The 16739-nt window shown below is 43.0% G+C and carries 13 protein-coding genes and 1 pseudogene; 2 read left to right on the plus strand and 12 right to left on the minus strand.

The annotated features are described in order from the left end of the window. Positions 1-105 precede the first annotated feature (105 nt). From rbsB to lipS1, 11 genes and pseudogenes are all read right to left on the minus strand, one after another. A complete protein-coding gene (gene rbsB / locus M8E35_RS19040; protein ID WP_252471297.1) occupies positions 106-1041 on the minus strand; it encodes a ribose ABC transporter substrate-binding protein RbsB in 936 nt (311 codons plus the stop codon). Positions 1042-1220: 179 nt separating this feature from the next. Further along, positions 1221-2159, minus strand: a complete 939-nt coding sequence (locus M8E35_RS19045) for an ABC transporter permease subunit (protein WP_252471299.1) — start codon at positions 2157-2159, stop codon at positions 1221-1223. Then, positions 2152-3648, minus strand: a complete 1497-nt coding sequence (locus tag M8E35_RS19050) for a sugar ABC transporter ATP-binding protein (protein WP_252471301.1) — start codon at positions 3646-3648, stop codon at positions 2152-2154. Before M8E35_RS19050 ends, M8E35_RS19045 begins: the two co-directional genes overlap by 8 nt. Positions 3649-3673: 25 nt before the next feature. Beyond that, on the minus strand, positions 3674-4069 hold the full coding sequence (rbsD, locus tag M8E35_RS19055; protein ID WP_252471303.1) for a D-ribose pyranase: 396 nt from the start codon (positions 4067-4069) through the stop codon (positions 3674-3676). Beyond that, positions 4044-4991, minus strand: coding sequence for a ribokinase (gene rbsK / locus M8E35_RS19060; RefSeq protein ID WP_252471306.1), 948 nt, complete (start codon positions 4989-4991; stop codon positions 4044-4046). Before rbsK ends, rbsD begins: the two co-directional genes overlap by 26 nt. Further along, the gene (locus tag M8E35_RS19065) at positions 4992-5993 is read right to left on the minus strand and encodes a LacI family DNA-binding transcriptional regulator (protein ID WP_252471308.1); all 1002 of its coding nucleotides are present in this window, start codon (positions 5991-5993) and stop codon (positions 4992-4994) included. It lies immediately after the preceding gene. A 1325-nt stretch (positions 5994-7318) separates the two neighbouring features. Beyond that, positions 7319-8527: a cytochrome-c peroxidase gene (locus M8E35_RS19070; protein ID WP_252471310.1), complete on the minus strand. Its 1209-nt coding sequence runs from the start codon at positions 8525-8527 to the stop codon at positions 7319-7321. A gap of 331 nt (positions 8528-8858) precedes the next feature. Next, positions 8859-9026, minus strand: a pseudogene (locus M8E35_RS19075) (recombinase family protein); the annotation flags it as partial. 37 nt (positions 9027-9063) lie between these two features. Further along, positions 9064-9876, minus strand: a complete 813-nt coding sequence (gene lipM, locus M8E35_RS19080; protein ID WP_252471313.1) for an octanoyltransferase LipM — start codon at positions 9874-9876, stop codon at positions 9064-9066. An 8-nt stretch (positions 9877-9884) separates the two neighbouring features. Beyond that, a complete protein-coding gene (gene lipS2 / locus M8E35_RS19085; protein ID WP_252471316.1) occupies positions 9885-10847 on the minus strand; it encodes a LipS2 family lipoyl synthase in 963 nt (320 codons plus the stop codon). Then, complete coding sequence (gene lipS1, locus M8E35_RS19090; RefSeq protein ID WP_252471318.1) at positions 10844-11761, minus strand: LipS1 family lipoyl synthase; 918 nt, start codon at positions 11759-11761, stop codon at positions 10844-10846. Before lipS1 ends, lipS2 begins: the two co-directional genes overlap by 4 nt. Before the next feature lie 533 nt (positions 11762-12294). Between lipS1 and M8E35_RS19095 the strand changes: the two genes are divergently transcribed. Then, positions 12295-13335 (plus strand): alcohol dehydrogenase, encoded by a 1041-nt coding sequence (locus M8E35_RS19095; protein WP_252471320.1) that lies wholly within the window; start codon positions 12295-12297, stop codon positions 13333-13335. Positions 13336-13546: 211 nt separating this feature from the next. Next, the gene (locus tag M8E35_RS19100) at positions 13547-15556 is read left to right on the plus strand and encodes a sigma-54-dependent Fis family transcriptional regulator (protein WP_252471322.1); all 2010 of its coding nucleotides are present in this window, start codon (positions 13547-13549) and stop codon (positions 15554-15556) included. Positions 15557-15577: 21 nt separating this feature from the next. On the opposite strand, the gene M8E35_RS19105 is transcribed toward M8E35_RS19100, so the two are convergent. Continuing rightward, positions 15578-16726 (minus strand): sensor histidine kinase, encoded by a 1149-nt coding sequence (locus tag M8E35_RS19105; protein WP_252471324.1) that lies wholly within the window; start codon positions 16724-16726, stop codon positions 15578-15580. Positions 16727-16739 lie beyond the last annotated feature (13 nt).

The raw sequence follows: 16739 nt of genomic DNA on the forward strand, positions 1-16739 counted from the left end.
TATCAGGAGTGTATATGAAATATCTTGATTTTATAATGCCCCTTTTTCAAAATGTCCTTGACATGGGGACCAGTTTACTTGCTCCAACCCCTTTTCTTGTTTCTTTTACTTTGTAACCAGCTCTAACTCAACTGGGATACTAGCGTCAACCTTTTCCCCATTAGCTACTTTCAGTGCGGTCTCTAATGACGTTTTCCCAATCAAATCTGGTTTCTGTGCGACTGTAGCTGCCATTTTTCCTTCTTTAACGGCTTTTACAGCGTCATCAGTTGCATCAAACCCTACTACCATGATGTCAGTCTTGCCTGCCGCTTGAATGGCACTGAGGGCCCCTAAAGCCATTTCATCGTTATGCGCGAACACGGCTTTAATATCTTTATTCCCTTGCAGGATATTTTCCATGACCTTTAATCCTTTAGCACGATCGAAGTCTGCCGGTTGAGAAGCGACAACTTTCACTCCGTCTTTGCCATCTACAACATTATGGAAACCTTGACCCCGATCACGGGCTGCCGAAGTTCCCGCAATCCCTTGTAACTCCACAAGGTTACCTTTGTTACCTAGAGTTTTCAGAATATAGTCAGCAGCCATACTGCCACCTTTTACGTTATCAGAAGCGATATGAGAAACCACTGTTCCTCCATTGGAAGCCCGGTCTACTGTGATTACCGGAATGTTGGCTTTATTAGCCGATTCCACGGCTGAGACAACTGCCGCACTGTCGGTTGGGTTAACTAGAATTACATTGACCTTTTTCTGAATTAAGTCTTCAATATCGCTAATTTGTTTAGCTGTATTGTCGCGAGCATCTACTACTAACAGATCTGCTCCAGCTTCTGTAGCAGCTTTTTCAGCGCCTTCCTTGAGGGTTACGAAGAAGGGGTTGTTTAACGTGGAGATGGAAAACCCAATTGTTACTTTTTCAGTTGGTTTAGCTGCTTCTTTATTCTCTAAATTGGATTGAGTCGTTCCACAACCAATCAGACTAATAGTCATGAGAACTACTAGCATTATCATCCAGATACTATTTCTTCTTTTCATTTTTCTTCTTCCTTTCTATAGGGCGGCCTGCCGCCATGATCTCCATTATTTAGTATAAATCAAAAACATTTCCAGCGTTCGCATCATCCTCCTTTATGAGAACCTATATCCACAACTGATAAAACTGGTTGTTCCATTCAGTTGGAGATCCGAAAGTGTGCTTCATTCACCCAGAAGTATTATTTTTTCTTGGAGCGATCCAGCAAGACCGCCAGCAGAATAACTCCGCCTTTGACGACCTGTTGGTAAAAAGATGAGACATTTAAGAGGTTTAAGCCGTTATCGAGAATTCCAATAATCATAGCCCCGATTAAGGTTCCCACGATCCACCCTTTTCCGCCAGAAAGACTCGTCCCCCCCAGCACTACTGCTGCAATAGCATCAAGCTCGTAAGACGTCCCTGCAGTGGGCTGAGCAGAATTTAGGCGCGAAGTCAGGATAATTCCACTCAAAGAAGCCATCAAACCGCTAATACTGTAAACAAGGATTTTGACTCGATTCGTATTAATACCCGAAAGGCGTGTTGCTTCTTCATTCCCTCCCAAAGCAAATACGTGACGTCCAAAGGATGTAAATTTCAAGATAACATAGAGCGCTCCAAAAGCTGCCAACATCCAGATAACGGGCATTGGAATTTCGAGGAGATACCCTCGTCCGATCATACCAAAGGCATCTGGAAGTCCGGTGATGGGTTTTCCTTCTGTATAAACTAAGGTTAAGCCGCGAAAAATCGTCATAGTCGCCAGTGTAGCAATAAACGGTGCGACTTTTCCTCGGGCAATGACTACCCCATTTACCGTTCCCATCAACGTCCCAGACAAAACGCCTATCCCGATTGCCAGCCAAGAATTCGTACCCGAAGCCATCATCCCTGCGGCAAAAGCACTTGAAAGTGCAATGATCGAACCTACAGAGAGGTCAATCCCGCCCGTTAGAATGACAAACGTCATTCCATAGGCAATCAGGGCGTTAATCGAAACTTGACGAAGTACATTAAAAATATTACTCACGGTCAGAAAGTCTGAATTGACCATTGATAAGATGAAGACGATGAGGATCAAACCCACAAGGGGTCCCATACGCTGCAGAATCCCACTGTTTCCTCGGACTTTACCCATGACTTTTCCCTCCTGTTGCAGCAACCATAATAGTTTCTTGAGAAGCATTTCCGCGTGAGAATTCTCCGGTGATTCGTCCTTCATGCATAACTAAAATTCGATCGCTCATTCCGAGGACCTCTGGAAGTTCTGAGGAAATCATGATGATTGAAACTCCTTTTTGAACGAGCTGATTCATTAAGTCATAGATTTCTCGTTTCGCCCCGATATCTACACCCCTTGTCGGTTCATCAAGGATTAAAACGTTAGGCTGAGTCGCCAGCCATTTACCGATCACGACTTTCTGCTGATTTCCCCCACTTAAAGAGCTTACCTCTTGTCCAGAATGATGGACTTTTACTTTCAGTTTCCGAATACTATCGTCCACAAACTCCTGTTCCGAGCGATGACTTATGAAGCCAAAGCGTGACAGTGATCGTAAATTGGGCAAGGCCAGATTTTCTCGAACTGACAGATCAGTGACAAGCCCTTCCCCTTTTCGATCCTCCGTAATCAAAGCCAACCCAGCCTTAATCGCTTCAGCAGGACCCTTAATCGTCACCAGTTTACCATTCACGAAGATCTTTCCGTGATACTTCCCTACTCCAAACAAAGCCTTCGCTAATTCAGACCGACCAGCTCCCATTAAACCTGCAATTCCCAAGATTTCTCCAACCCGTACATTAAAGTTGATATCATAAAGTTTTCCGTCTTGAGCAAGTCCTTCTACACGAAGACGTTCTTCTCCGATTTTCGATTCTACCTTAGGAAAACGCTCTTTGATCTCCCTGCCAACCATCATCTGTACTAATTCATCCATTGTTGTGATATTGGTATCCTTGGTGCCAATATAACGTCCATCACGCAATACTGTTATCCGATCACTGATTTGGAATATTTCCTCCATACGGTGGGATATATAGATCATCCCCACCCCTTGGGTCTTCAAAGTCTCAATTAGCTGGAAGAGTTTCTCGATTTCTCGTTTAGTCAAAGCCGCTGTGGGCTCATCAAGAACCAAAATTTTCGCGTGCATAGAAAGTGCTTTAGCAATTTCCACCATTTGCTGTTGTCCGACTGACAGTTCCCCTACCAAGCTATCCGGGTTCAAATCCATCCCCAGTTGCTGTAAATAATTATTCGCTTCAGCACCCATTTTGGACCAGTTAATAAAACCCGTCCGACCCCATTTGAACTCGCGTCCTAAAAACATGTTTTCAGAGATGGTTAGATCGGGGATCATATTAAGTTCCTGATGAATGATCGCCACACCTAAAGCTTGGGCAGTTTTAGGTGAACTAGCTGCAGACTCAGTTCCTTGAATCTGAACAGAGCCCGCATCCTTACTATAAATTCCAGAAAGAATTTTCATCAGGGTTGATTTCCCGGCTCCATTCTCTCCCATCAAGGCATGAACTTCCCCTTGGCGGAGCGAAAACTGAACATTTTCTAACACCTTGACTCCGCTGAAGCTCTTATGGATACCTTCCATCGTCAAGAGATCTGTCATACCTAAATCCCCCCTTTTGAAATTTTTAGAAGATAACGCCCGCTTCCAGCACGACATTGGCATAGGGAGTAAACTCGCCTGTACGAATCACGGCCTTTGCCTCTTGAGTCAAGGCTTTTAACTCTTCATGGGTGACGATCCTAGTCTGGACACCGGGTAATAGCCTGAGTAACTCTTCCTTTGTTGCAGCGCTCGCTGATTCCATTTCTTGAGCCACAAAGGCATTTTCTACACACATTTCCAGAAGAACGGTCTCCACGGTCTCGATGAACGATGGGACTCCCTTCTTTAAGGCCAAGTCAATTCTTTTGACATGAGAAGGAATAGGTAAGCCTGCATCTGCGATGACAATCCGATCCATATGCCCCAACTCACCTATCACTCGTGATATTTCACTATTTAAGATGCCTATTTTCTTCATCTGCTTCCCTCCTGAAATAAGTTTCTACTTCGGCCAGAGAAGGCATCCCACCCTGAGCACCAAATTTTGTAACTGCAAGAGCCGAAACCTTAACTGCAAATTCAGCCGCTTCTCGAATAGATTTCCTCTGGGCTAGCGCATAGGCTAAGCCAGCATTAAAGGCATCTCCCGCTCCCGTAGTATCCACAACAGGGACCTTATGACCGGAAATACTTACCAGACTGCCGCTTAGTTCCTTGAAAGCGACTCCTTCAGCTCCAAGAGTCGTGACACAACATGAAACCCCAACCTCTAATAGCCGTTGAATTCCTTGATCGATGGCAGACTCCTCGGGCATCTCTGTCAGCAAGGCGAGTTCAGAGCGATTGGGGGTTAAATAATCCACTTGCCTGAGCAGATCCTGAGAAAGGCTTTGGGCAGGGGCCGGATTAAGCATTACGAGCGTCCCGTGCCTTCGTGCCAGCCTAATGGCATGCTCCACGGTCATCAGAGGGATTTCCAGTTGCAGGAGTACAAGATCTGCTTCGGAAATTATCCCTTCATACTGGTCTAAATCCTCAGGTAAACACTGGGCATTCGCTCCCGGAACCACCACAATACTGTTATCCCCTTCAGCCAGGAGAATTGAGGCTACTCCAGTAGCTTGTGAATCGAGAACCTTAATACTCGATGTACTTACTCCATCTGCTTGTAAGGCTTTTTTAAGTTCTTCGCCAAAAGCATCTGACCCAACTGCTCCTATCATAGTCGTCTCAGCACCTAAACGAGCTAGGCCAATTGCTTGGTTGGCACCTTTACCACCGGGAACAAAATGTATCTCTTCCCCCAACACCGTTTCCCCACGTTTTGGAGCTCGAACAGCTTTAACAACTAAATCCATATTCAGACTGCCAATAACGACAACCTTTGGTCGCCGATCCATTTAGGACTCCTCCTTGTGGGTCGATTTTCTAGGAATTAAAGTGACATCTAGTTCAATAAGCTTATTTTCACGGATCCCACTCTCGATCTCGTCAAGCAAAATCTGAGCAGCTAATCCTCCCATTTCATAAACTGGCTGGGCTATAGTCGTCAATTCCGGTTCGGTAATCTCAGTCAAGCCAATTCCATCGAAGCCGCAAACTTTGACCTGTTCCGGGACTCGAATTCCTCGTTCATGTAAGGCCTTGAGGGCCCCAACCGCCATAAGGTCATTCCCGGCAAAAATCCCATCCAAGTCAGGATGACGGACAAGGAGCTGTTCCACAGCCTTCCGTCCACTCTCGATATCAAAATTACCCTGTTCCATCAGACTAGGTGAATACTCCCGTAATCTTCCGGCAATCTCCTCATATCCTAGCATGCGCTCTCGAGCGGTGATAAATTCCTGTGGCCCGTAGATATGAGCGATTTTCTGACAACCTTGCTCTATTAGATGCTTGACAGCCAGTTTCGAACCTTCTCGGTTATTTGAGCGTATTACTGCACAAGATGCAGTATTCAAGCCTCTATCCAATAAGACAATCGGAATCTGTTCCTTTCTTAACGCTTCAACATCTTCTTCATGAATCGTATTAGAAGCGAAGATAAATCCATCTACATACTTTTTTTTAAGGACTTTGATATATGAGCTCTCTTTTAGGCCTAGATCATCCGAGTTACCTAAGATAACCGTTAGGCCTTTCTTATGGGCTACATCTTCGACACCTCGTGCCAATGCAGGAAAAAATGGATTTAATATATCCGGTAAGATTAAGGCAATAATCCCCATCTTCTTACCAGCCAAGCCCCGAGCTACAGCATTTGGCTCGTATTGCAGTTGCTCAATCGCTTTCATCACTTGTCCTGCCGTTTCAGGATTCACAGAGTCCGTTTTGTTAATCACTCGAGAGACTGTAGCCACAGACACTCCCGCTAAACGCGCAACATCTCTAATCGTTGCCAATAGAGAACACCCTCAATCCAGTTATATTGTAATCGGTTACATTATTTTTGAACTCCGTGTTTTTTCATCTTGAACTAGATAACCCTGAACACTTATATTTTATGACATTTTTCTTGGAAAATGTCATAAAATAGCCTGTCCATTGATAAGCTTTTTCTATTTATATTAAATTAACAAAGCCTAATGTAAACGGTTACATTTATAATATTATTTTAGCTTTTTCAGAATGCACTGTCAATCCCTATTTCTGTTAGTAGATTACCCTTAATAGGGGGAGTCAACCAAATGACGTAAAACACACGCTAAGACAATATTTGACGGTAAGAAGCTGTTTTACCTACTCCAGGAATAATACATAAGGAATTTTTCTTCGGAGGTCCTATAAAAACTGTTAGGTAAAGTCCTCGATCCTGCAGATAGACTCCTATAAACTTTAAAAATAACGGACTGAAAAAATTCTTTCAGTCCAGCTAATTGTATATATTTAACCTCTGTAAGCCTTGATAATAGCAGAATCGGAAATATTCCGATTCAAGAACCGGAGATTTTACGACTCCAAATATCTGATAGAGGTTATGACAAAAGATTATCCCAAGTAAGTCATACGGCTAATAAAAGAACTTTTTTTCTTTATTCAACTTAATCATCTCCTAAGTTTTTTCGAATAGATCAACCTTAGAATCCATTACCCAATATATGCTTGATTAGATTTTGAATAAAATTTTCGTTTTAGAAATTCCTTATTTAACTGCAAACTAGCTTTTTTAAAATTGATATGATGGGCGGTACAACTGGTGCCAACATGATGAGTGATTTTGGAAGCCAACAAATAACGTTGAATTGCAAGAGGGGGCTGTTCTTAGAACATCTCCCTCTACTGGCCAATTATATAATAGGTAACTTTACACAAGTCTGAAATTATACCTTGCCCCGTTACATTTAATGAGAATTTCTTGTTAAGATCTCCTCCCTGCCATGTTTAAACTTTAAGTTTTCTCGACCCTTTAAACATTAAAAGAAGATAAGAACTCCATTAGCATATAAAACTCTTGCTTTGAGCGGAAAATAAAAAAATGGTTACTGCTTAAATCTTAGGGCAGTAACCATTTTTCTCATGCTACGAGCAATACAATGCAATCCTCACTCCAGCGTTAACCCCTTGAGGGTATTACAAATCAGCGAGCAGTTCCTTGCGTAGGCGATACTCCATCGCGGTATTGGGCTAGACGTTGTTCAATCCGCGAGTTACTAAAAAGACAGGCAAGAAGGAATACTGCTAGTCCCTCCTTGTCTAATCATTTCAAAAAGATACCCTCAACATTGAGTTAAGGTTCAGATGTGTAACCGTCTGAAAGAGTCTTCAAGAAGGCTACTAATGCTGCCTCTTCTTCTTCTGATAAACCAAGATTTCCAAGTTCATCAGTATTAATAGTAGGTGCGTATTCAGGTTCTGGCCAATCTTCCGTGTCCACGTCGCGTGAATTATAAAAATGCACAATTTCCTCTAGCGACTTGAAGTATCCGTTATGTCCGTAGACTTTGACAAACTCGGGGTAAGGCCTGAGATCCACATTTCGCAGTGTCGGGACTTTGAATTTCCCCAACTCCGGTCCGTAAACTTCAGCACTATACCCATCCCCCATTAGAAAACCGCCCAGGCCATAGTCAACCCATTCTTCTTTGTCAGGATTCCACCTTTTCGGCATCGTGTAAAACGGATTATCTGGGTTCTTGGGTATACCTAGATTATCATACGTGAAATCAGTGAAAACCGGCGGTTCACCGGCAGATCCTGGTTGTGAAATATGGCACGAAGAGCACATGCCCTTGCCTTCGAACAGCTCCAGTCCCAAAGCCTCTTGTTCCGTGAGTGCAACTTCACCTTTAAGGTAATAATCATATTTCGATGAGTAAGGATTTACTTCGTTACTTTTTTCATAGGCAGCTATTGATCGAGCGATGTATTCGTAGGTACGATCGACATTTATAGTGAAATCAAGAGATCCTTCTCCCCACACTTCTTCGAAAAGATCCACGTAGTCAGACTGGGCAACTCTTGTGCACACAAGGTTAGCATTTGGCATATTCATTTCAAGGGGGTTTAAAAATGGGCCCTGTGCCTGTTCAGCAAGTGGATCGTCCAAGGTTAAACCGGTAGCGCGACCATCCCAGAACATACCGCCAATCCACAGCGCTTCATCTTCATCATACTGGAATATTGGACTTTGGCCTCCATAAGCCGCCGATGGTGGTTTGCGATTACCAAAACGTGTACCCACTGCTCCAGGATAGACAGCTGAAGTTTCGTTGATATTTGAATCTGGTCCGACAAATCCTACTTCAGGAGCATGGCAAGTAGCACACGACATTGTTCTATTAGACGAGAGACTCGTGTCAAAGAAAAGATCTTTGCCTAACTGCTCGATCGGAGTCAGTTCAGTAGGAGTTTGCAAAACATCAGCCGCTATTGCCGATCCAATTGGTAACATAAGTACCAGCGCAATGACTGACGTAACCAATATTCGCTTTTTCACAAGAATACCTCCTCATTGTTTAGTTTGACCTATCTTTCATAGCAATTCCATCTCCCTAATTCACCACCCCCTTTTTATCCTTGAATAATAAAGCTACTTTTATGACCTTAAATAAATACTAGAACGAACCTTGTGTGGACTAGCTCGCTGCCGGAAATAAACGTCCAAATACTTCTTCTGCAGTTCATCACTCTAATAACCAAATTATATGATTGTGCAATTTTGTCGTAGTTAGATTATATTGCATACAACTTTTGCTTATTCCCTCATTTTTCTAACCTCAACCACTTTCATAACGAAAGTGAGGTTAAGATCGCATCCTATATGTAGAATCCTTTGTGCTTCTACCTAATCGAGAAAAACTTTCTATGATAATCGTATCCCCAGGCCTCACTTTATCCTTCAAACGCAATAATTCAGGTCTATCTGCTCGGGTACCCGAAATTTTTTCGGTCAATATCAACAATAGGTTCCACCTTTGTCCAGAAGGTTTTAATATATCTTCCGGACAATTTTCCGAGACATATTCTCGACATTTACCTTTTCATTGTCCACTCCTGGGAGTTATATTTCTTAACTAGTTGTTCTGTCATAAGTTTCTCTTCTTTGCTCAGAACTGAAGGGACAAGTTTTATGCCCATAATCTCCTCAAATCCTAAACATATCTCTTTTTCCAGCTCATCGATCGTCACTGGTCGCGTCCATACTTCATCCAAGGCACAGGCCTTGGCCTTAAAGCTCTTTACCAAACGCTGCCGGACTTCTTCGTTTGGTAATTTTAGAAGGCTGAATAGAAGTTCTGTATCAAAATGCAAGATTATAGATCCATGTTGCAAGAGAATTCCATCTCTGCGCATTTGGGCACTTCCTACAAGCTTCTTTCCGGCTACTGCTAGTTCATACCACGAAGGGGCATCAAAACAAGCCGCTGTTCCCGTGTGCGAAGAATTTGCCTGAGCAACCATTTCAGCTGGCACCCCAACTGCATTTATTCCTTTTAATAATGCCTCACTTATTTTCAAATAGGATTTAATGACGGTCCCCTTAACATGTTCCTCAGATTCCGGAACAATAATACTGTAGGTTAGTTCATACTGGTGTAACACAGCCCTGCCACCAGTCGGCCTCCGAACAACATCAATATTAGCCAGACGACAGGCGTCTTCATCCACTTCCTTAGCATAACTTTGAGCATAACCCAGAGATAAAGCGGCAGGCTTCCAGCCATAAAACCGCAAAACTGGTTGGTTACTATTATCCTTTTTCATAAGTTCCATGATAGATTCATCTATGGCCATGTTTTCAGTGCCAGTAAAAACCGAGTAAGGCAGATATCTCCACGTTTTCATTTTTTCACCTACTTTTCTAAACCAGAAACGAGTTCCTGCCAGGATTTTTTTGTTTCTTCAGGGGTAAGCGGTCTTGGATAGTTATAAAATTCTTCCCTGGGGGATTCATTATAATAAGGACGGTTACATCCTGAACAACCAGAGGTCTGAAAGGCCTCACCTGAAGAGAGATAATCCCAAAGCTGGTCTAAATGCATAGAAAAACTTACAATCCTGCCCGCTCGAAAGATAAACTCATCGGCTCGAGCATATTTCCTGCGGATTAAATAATGGGCAACCTGTATCCGGCGATAATGATTCAACTCTGGTTTAGGTGATTGTTCCATGCGGGTCCCTTTTACCGGTGTGAATGCGAACAAGGCTACAGTGATTCCTTTATCATACATGTCTTGTATGATTTTGACCATTTCCTCTTCGGTTTCCCCCAGCCCTACGATAAGGTGGGTGCCAATATGCCCTGGAAACTTACCTGCGGCTTCTATGAGCAATTCATAGCGGCTTTCCCACGATCCATCTTTGGCCAAAGCAAAAACCTCTGGAGTAGCAGCATCGAGTGCTAAACTCACCCTGTCTACACCATGCTTTAGCAAATCTTCAATCTCAGTGAGGCTTCGTGGCCCTGCCGAGACACAGATTGGCATATTGGGGCTCTCATTCTTTATGGTTTTAACCAGACTTTTGGCTTCCTCCAAGGCCTTGCCATCTTGGACGACCTGAAAACAAACCCTCTGCATGACTTTTTGGGCTTCGGGTATTTGCAAGCCCTGAACAACCTCGTGTTCTTGAAATTCCGGCCAAACTACTCTGGAAAGTAAGTTAGTCCTTGACCTGCTCTCGCGGGCTTGAGCACAAAAGGCACAATTAAACTTACAATGTTCTCCTACCATTAGATAGGCAGTCGTTGGCAAGGCATCAGTTTTTATATTATTTAGGCCTAATACTTTGGCAGTTCCTACCGAACAACGAATCATAGAGCACAACACTCCTCACCTCGTTTGATTATCAGTCCTTTTTCCTTGACCAATTGTCGCGCCTTCGGAGTAGGTATCACAATTCTATTGATTCCCAAGGCCACCGAGGCCTCATCAAGCTTTTGACGATAACTTCCTTTGGGGCGCATGCAACCAAGTGCAAGAGAAGTTTTAGGGAAGCGTACCCTTGCTTTAGCCAGAAAAGAGATGACCTCTTCTAAATTCGGGGGAGTTCGGTCAGAGTAACGGGTGCCCGGAGTTGGAATAAATACGTTCAACACCAATCCGTCCAATCCTAAATCCTCAAGAATATCCAATGCCTTTTCCTCTCCACTCCAAATCCCCCCTTTTAAGCCAAGTGTTAAATGGGGAATAATCTTCGCCTGTTTACGCAAATCCTTATAAACTCGAATATAATCCTCTAATTTATGCTCGAGACCGTAAACTTCACGTATAGTATCGTCATCTCCAACAAAATCAAAAGAAACTACATCTGCTAACCCTCTAAGCAGCTGAACCTCCTTTTCGCTAATCAGCCCTACATGGAAATTTAAACGAACCTTCCTATTCTTTAGCTCCTGTAAGAGGTCTAAGCGGTTCCAAAAAGGAACCTTGCCGTCCTGAGTACATCCACCGCTGATTAACGCGCTGGAAAAAGAAAGCTCCGAGCACAACTGGGAGGTTAGCTCTTTGACATCTGTCATGCCTTTGAGATAATGTCCCCCACAATGTGCACAATTGAGAGAGCAAGCAGTTCCGGTTAAACTTACACTTTTTGTTTTGGTCGGATAATCAAAGTATATCTCGGCCGGAAAATTATTTACGCGTACGTCCCAGCCTCTTTTAATCCAGTTATTCGTCTCAACTGAATAAGAATTTATTTCAAGAACGCCATTACTGTTGTTTAGATCCAAATCTTTTCACCCTTTTTTACTTTCTAGATCTCACTCCTATGTTACACGATTCTCTGCATTTTTGTCGAATTTTTGCAAGAGTCACAGATTAAGGGTAGACCAGGGGCTAGACGTCTTTCCAGGTAATAATACTCTCACGACCCTTTTCCTGTATCTTCACTCTTTCTTTAAAAATCCAATAAATACCTCTTTTTCACATAACATTTAAGAAGCAGCGATGAATCCTCAATAGTGTAGCGCTACAGTTTTGTAGGGCTACACTTGTATTGTTTTTGTAACATAATTCTAGCATACGAATTTGTATAATGAGCAGTTTAGCCACTGCTTTACGGTATGATGAAACCTCTTTAAAGCTGGCATTAATATTGCAATAACTTATAACAGAATATTTAGTTATTTGATCTAACGAAGGGAGTGATTTATGTTCCAGAAATCAAGTTCATGGCCTGTTTTGAGTTATGATCTATAGATACCAGATACGGTCCCTATGCTAAGATTTATAATTGGTAAAATAAAAACTGGAGGGGTATAAAATGAAAGCATTTGTTTATCATGGTCCTAAAAATATGAGCCTCGACCAAGTACCCAACCCCGTTATTCAAAGACCGACGGATGCCATAGTTAGAGTAACCACCTCAACCATATGTGGAACAGATAAACACATCAGAAACGGTGGATTACCCGAAGTGGAGGCGGGAAGAGTCATAGGACACGAATTCTGTGGCGAAGTTGTGGAAATTGGAGCAGGTGTTAATAAGTTTAAAAAAGGGGATAATGTTGCCGTCTCCTGCATTACACAATGTATGGAATGTTACTATTGTAAACGCGGAATCTACTCCAGATGTGAAAATGGAAGCTGGATCTTTGGTTACAAAATTAATGGCTGCCAAGCAGATTATGTTAGAGTTCCCTATGCCGATTCCGGAATGTACCTGATTCCAGACAGTTTAGCAGACGAAGACGTCTTGTTCGTCGGTGATATTCTTTCCACGGGCTATTTTGGAGCAGAAAATGGCAGTATTCAACCTGGTGACACTGTAGCTGTGTTTGGATCCGGTCCAGTCGGAATGTGTGCTATGGCAACCGCCCGCCTATGGGGTCCAGCCAGAATCGTGGCTGTAGACATTGATGAATCCCGGCTTGAGTTTGCCATTAAACAAGGGTGGGCTGATTACGGGTTGAATCCTCAAAAAGTAGACGTTACGCAGGCCCTAAAAGATTTTACCAGTGGTCGTGGAGCTGATGTAACTATTGAAGCCAATGGATCCGAGCCAACCTTCAAAGGAGCAATCGCTGGCGTAAGGCCAGGCGGAACTGTTTCTGTGATCGGAGTTTTTGAGAAACCACAGATTCTTGAAATGCAAAACCTCTGGATTCAAAACATCACACTGAAAATGGGGCTAGTCAAGGCTAATCATATTCCCGAGCTAATCGATCTTATTAAAGAAGGAAAACTTAATATGAAGCCACTTATAACTCACACTATACCCTTATCCCAGGTTGCAGAAGGATACGATATCTTTGAACAGCGACGTGACAATGCAATTAAGGTCGTACTCAAAGCAGATGCCTAATTATAATTAAGATATGTTTCACTTTAGTTGTACAATTTACCAGCAGGCAATAGGCAAGACTCCAAATTTAAAGGGCCTTGCCTATTGCGAATTACTGATATTTACATCCAAAACACTTGATAATCACGATTACTTAGAATAGAATAATAAATGAGTCGAAATTATCTGATTTTTCTGACTTGGTATTATTCTAAAAGTGGTGGTGGTTTCTATGAGTTGGCAATTAGAGACATCCTCGCCAAGAGGCCTTATTAAGCACAGGAAACTACTTGAAGAGAATCGGTGCAGATTTTTGGATCACTCTCCAGGCCTTCACCCCATACAGACGATAGTTTATGATTCATGGATACGTTGTCGCCAATTTGGGATTGATCCTCTACGTCATCAGACTGAAGATCCTCCTAATGGCTCAGACCTTGAAAACATAATTGGATGTTCTATACTTCATAAGTATTCAACCGCAACTTTGAATAAGTTATTAATTCAGGCCGAAAAAACTAAGTATCTTATGACCTTATGCGATACTAACGGAAGGATTATCTATCTTGGAGGGGATCGCCAAGTCAAAAAGCAGGCAGAAAAAATGAATTTTGTATTAGGGTCTTGTTGGAGTGAAGAAGCAATTGGAACTAATGCAATTGGCACAAGCTTAAAAACAGGTTATCCAGTTCAGATTTTTTCAGCTGAACATTTTTGCGAAGGAATTCATGACTGGGTCTGTTCATCATCTCCTGTACGTGATCCTGTAACAAAGGAAGTTCTGGGCGTTATTGACATTACAGGATGTTGGGAAGAAGCTCAGGCCCATACCCTCGGTATGGTTTTTATGGCTTCTACAGTGATTGAACATAAGCTTTATGAACAATCACTCCTTAATAGACTTCAGCTTTTGGAAAGCTATTCGTCATTTGTTCTTCGGTATCCGCAAAATGGAGTCATTGCCCTTGATGCTGTCTTTAACCCTATCGAGGCTAACCTTTGTGCCCGTAGACTTATTCACAACTTGACGGGCAAAGATTTAGAAACAATATGGAAAGAGCAAACGTTTACTGCGATTTTAGTAAAACAGCATAAATCCGGTCAACCGCAAGAGGACTACAAAATTTTCATTGAGCAATTTGGAACTCCATGCTTAATTCAGGAAATCTATCGAGGAAACCAACGCATAGGTTCTATCCTGATACTAATCCCCTTAGACCAAAGAACAACCCCAAGCCGAGCCCTTCACAATGATACTTGGACCAAACTCCAGAGTGCTTCTTGGAGTAAAATCGTTGGAAAATCGAGCAAGATTCTTTCCGCAATGTCCCAATGCAACATGGTTGCTCAGACAAACGTCCCAGTTTTATTGCTTGGAGAAAGCGGGTCAGGCAAAGAACTCTTTGCCCAAGCGATCCATGAAATCAGTGATCGCCGAGAAGGCCCTTTCGTTGCCTTAAATTGTGGAGCTATGCCGAATGAGCTGTTGGCTAGTGAGCTTTTTGGCTACAATCCGGGTACGTTCACAGGGGCAGTCAAAGGTGGACGTAAGGGAAAATTTGAAGAGGCCCATCAGGGAACCTTATTCCTCGATGAGATTGGAGAAATGCCTCTTAGATTTCAAGTTCATCTGTTACGCGTTCTCCAAGAACGGGAAATCGTTAGACTGGGGGGTTCAACTCCCATACCGGTAGACGTGAAAATTATTGCTGCTACCCACCACAATCTTGAACAACTCGTAAATGATGGGGTATTTCGCGCGGACTTTTATTACAGATTGCATGTTGTAAGTATCACCATCCCACCTCTAAGAGAACGTCGAGACGATATCCCCTTGTTAATCGATCACTTTTTGGATCAATTCGCTTCTAAATACAGTAAACCACTTCCTATGCTTGATCCGCAAGTCAGGGATTTTCTGATTAACACCTATAAATGGCCGGGTAATGTTCGAGAATTACAGAATAGTCTTGAGCGTGCAGTGTTATTTTGCTTAAATGGCATTATCGCAATTGAAGACCTTCCACAAAGTATCCAAAAAACGTTAAATGATAACTCCTCTTGGACAAGGAATATAGTCTCCCCAGCAAACTGGAAGGAATTTGCGAGCAGTCACAAAAAAGAGGCCCTTCTCAACCTTGTTAAGGAATCAGGCGGTAATCTTTCTGCTACAGCTCGTCAATTAGGGATAGCACGGACAACATTATATCGACATTTAGAAAAATACGGTGTTAAAAAATAAGATGTTAATATAGCAACAAGGCTAGAAAGCAATAAGATGCTTCCAGCCTTGTTTGGGCAACAGGATTTCAACCCGAACCCCTCGCTCATTCAGGTTCAAAGTTGTTATCTTCCCCCCGTGCTGATCAAGGATACGGTGCACAACGGATAACCCTAATCCAGTCCCGGTTTCCTTAGTCGTAAAAAACGGGTCATAAATGTAAGGCAAGGCGTCTGGCAAAATGCCGGGTCCCTCATCACTAACTGCGAAGCCTACAAAACCATCTTCCTGAACCCCACTTAGCAGAATCACTCCGCCTTCCCCCTGGGCATCGATGGCATTAAGTAAAATATTAAGTATGACTTGCTTAATTTGGTCCGGGTCCACCTCAACTTCTTGCAAGTCAACCTGGCTTCGTGCTTGTTCTAACTTAATATTGTTTTGCCTCAGGGCTGGCTGGACTAGTGTTACTCCTTCGTCCAAGAGTTTTCCCAGCGTAATCCCTTCCCGCACCAGCTCTTTAGGTCGGGCAAAGGACAAAAACTCGCTCAGCAAGCGATTTAACCGTTCACATTCTTCCAGAAGTACCCGACAGTATTCCGAAACGACCCCATCGTCGCATTTTTCTTGGGCCAGCATTTGGATGCTCACTTTCATTATCCCCAAGGGATTCCGTATTTCATGAGCTAAGCCAGCACTCATATGCCCCAGCGCGGTTACTCGTTCAGTTTGCCGAATCTCACGCTCTAATCGTTCACGTTCCTGCCCTTCTCGCTTTAACTTTTCTACCAATTCTTTTTGAATCATTAGCGCGAGCTTATATTTGCGCTTCGCCTTCCGTTCCTCTTCAGTCAAAATGCCCGTTAACCAACCAATGACGTTGATTAAGCCGACCTCCACCCACTGTGTATACTTAGCGGCTGGGCTTAAATCGCCTTGCATATGCCACATAAGCGGTATAAAAAGTAACGTTATAATAAAGCTTGATATGATCCCCCCGGCAGGTCCAAAACGCATAGCTGCATAAATCACCGGGAGATAATAGGCGAATTGTAAAAGAATGTGATAATCCACTTCGTAATGATAATTCGTGTAATGAATAATAGTGAGAACCGCCACGACGAGCCCAATTGCTATGAGGTCAAAGAGAATTCGGGCACGGTTTTGTTCAGGGGGTTCGTTATTTAGCATAGAGGCCCTCCTT

Origin of the sequence: Desulfosporosinus nitroreducens, from assembly GCF_023897015.1 — a bacterium.
Classification (GTDB): Bacteria; Bacillota; Desulfitobacteriia; order Desulfitobacteriales; family Desulfitobacteriaceae; genus Desulfosporosinus; species Desulfosporosinus nitroreducens.

Excerpts from the sequence above, each read along its gene's own strand:
- M8E35_RS19050 (WP_252471301.1), bottom strand. The coding sequence starts at position 3,648 with ATGACAGATCTCTTGACGATGGAAGGTATCCATAAGAGCTTCAGCGGA.
- M8E35_RS19045 (WP_252471299.1), bottom strand. The coding sequence starts at position 2,159 with ATGGGTAAAGTCCGAGGAAACAGTGGGATTCTGCAGCGTATGGGACCC.
- M8E35_RS19095 (WP_252471320.1), top strand. The coding sequence starts at position 12,295 with ATGAAAGCATTTGTTTATCATGGTCCTAAAAATATGAGCCTCGACCAA.
- rbsB (WP_252471297.1), bottom strand. The coding sequence starts at position 1,041 with ATGAAAAGAAGAAATAGTATCTGGATGATAATGCTAGTAGTTCTCATG.
- M8E35_RS19100 (WP_252471322.1), top strand. The coding sequence starts at position 13,547 with ATGAGTTGGCAATTAGAGACATCCTCGCCAAGAGGCCTTATTAAGCAC.
- lipM (WP_252471313.1), bottom strand. The coding sequence starts at position 9,876 with ATGAAAACGTGGAGATATCTGCCTTACTCGGTTTTTACTGGCACTGAA.
- M8E35_RS19105 (WP_252471324.1), bottom strand. The coding sequence starts at position 16,726 with ATGCTAAATAACGAACCCCCTGAACAAAACCGTGCCCGAATTCTCTTT.
- rbsD (WP_252471303.1), bottom strand. The coding sequence starts at position 4,069 with ATGAAGAAAATAGGCATCTTAAATAGTGAAATATCACGAGTGATAGGT.
- lipS2 (WP_252471316.1), bottom strand. The coding sequence starts at position 10,847 with ATGATTCGTTGTTCGGTAGGAACTGCCAAAGTATTAGGCCTAAATAAT.
- rbsK (WP_252471306.1), bottom strand. The coding sequence starts at position 4,991 with ATGGATCGGCGACCAAAGGTTGTCGTTATTGGCAGTCTGAATATGGAT.